Source organism: Vibrio fortis (genome assembly GCF_000695685.1).
Taxonomy (GTDB): Bacteria; Pseudomonadota; Gammaproteobacteria; order Enterobacterales; family Vibrionaceae; genus Vibrio; species Vibrio fortis_A.
Genome location: NZ_JFFR01000029.1, coordinates 1 through 1176, shown reverse-complemented (window position 1 = coordinate 1176; position 1176 = coordinate 1). Strand labels below are relative to the sequence as shown.

General features: G+C 45.1%; 1 protein-coding gene and 4 tRNA genes. 4 read left to right on the top strand and 1 reads right to left on the bottom strand.

From position 1 onward, the window contains the following. The first annotated feature begins 87 nt into the window (after positions 1-87). The 4 genes from VFDL14_RS02645 to VFDL14_RS02660 all read left to right on the top strand — a co-directional run bounded on the left by VFDL14_RS02645 (position 88) and on the right by VFDL14_RS02660 (position 529). Positions 88-163: transfer RNA gene (locus VFDL14_RS02645), tRNA-Glu, on the top strand. Positions 164-165: 2 nt separating this feature from the next. Continuing rightward, positions 166-241 (top strand) — tRNA-Lys (locus VFDL14_RS02650). A 95-nt stretch (positions 242-336) separates the two neighbouring features. Then, positions 337-412: transfer RNA gene (locus VFDL14_RS02655), tRNA-Ala, on the top strand. Positions 413-453: 41 nt separating this feature from the next. Next, positions 454-529, top strand: a tRNA-Val gene (locus VFDL14_RS02660). A 43-nt stretch (positions 530-572) separates the two neighbouring features. On the opposite strand, the gene VFDL14_RS24450 is transcribed toward VFDL14_RS02660, so the two are convergent. Continuing rightward, positions 573-719: a hypothetical protein gene (locus tag VFDL14_RS24450; protein WP_200870309.1), complete on the bottom strand. Its 147-nt coding sequence runs from the start codon at positions 717-719 to the stop codon at positions 573-575. Between the last annotated feature and the right edge of the window lie 457 nt (positions 720-1176).

The window sequence follows — 1176 nt, the reverse complement described above, 5'->3', positions numbered from 1 at the left end:
ACGAAGATATTCACGATAAGTGTCCACACAGATTGATACGGTTTAGAAAGTAAAAGAGACGAAGATATCCCAATATCTTCATGCAGTGTCCCGTTCGTCTAGAGGCCTAGGACACCGCCCTTTCACGGCGGTAACAGGGGTTCGACTCCCCTACGGGATACCATTGGGTCGTTAGCTCAGTTGGTAGAGCAGTTGACTTTTAATCAATTGGTCGCAGGTTCGAATCCTGCACGACCCACCATTTCTTATGTAGAGCAGTTGACTTTTAATCAATTGGTCGCAGGTTCGAATCCTGCACGACCCACCATTTCTTCTTTTAGAAATGACTCTCAAGATGGGGCTATAGCTCAGCTGGGAGAGCGCCTGCCTTGCACGCAGGAGGTCAGCAGTTCGATCCTGCTTAGCTCCACCATTCTTGAGGAATTCTTCTCCACGAGGAATTAAAACTAATGTGGGCGATTAGCTCAGTTGGGAGAGCACCTGCCTTACAAGCAGGGGGTCACTGGTTCGAGCCCGGTATCGCCCACCATCTTTAAGTGCATTAGCGATAGTGCTTTTAAAAATGGTTTTCATTAGCTAGTCATTAGCGAAAGAAACTTGCTCTTTAACAATTTGGAAAGCTGACGGGGGGGGGGGGGGGGGGGGGGGGGGGGGGGGGGGGGGGGGGGGGGGGGGGGGGGGGGGGGGGGGGGGGGAGTGCTTTTAAAAATGGTTTTCATTAGCTAGTCATTAGCGAAAGAAACTTGCTCTTTAACAATTTGGAAAGCTGACTGATTACTTAATTGGTTTTCACTTTAAAAAGTGAAATCAAACAGCTCAAGGCTGTGATTAAGTTAATCAAATTAAAAGTTCTCAATGTTTATCTGCTCTTATTTATTAAGAACAGTAAACACAACACAAACACATTCAAGTGTCTTGTATTCGAATCAAACTTAGTTTGATTCACAATTGAGTCCGGCAAACACGTAATAAGAATTAACCCTTCTTATTACAACCAAAAACCTTGGTTGCTATTTTGTCTTCACTGCCATTTGTCTTCACTTTTTAAAGTGAAATCAAATAAGCAGGTGAAAGCAAATGCCATACATAAAGACCTCTTCGGGTTGTATGGTTAAGTGACTAAGCGTACACGGTGGATGCCTTGGCAGTCAGAGGCGATGAAGGACGTATTAACTT

What these genes read in the sequence shown, in the direction of transcription:
- VFDL14_RS24450 (WP_200870309.1), bottom strand. Translation starts at nt 719, where the DNA reads ATGAAAACCATTTTTAAAAGCACTCCCCCCCCCCCCCCCCCCCCCCCC.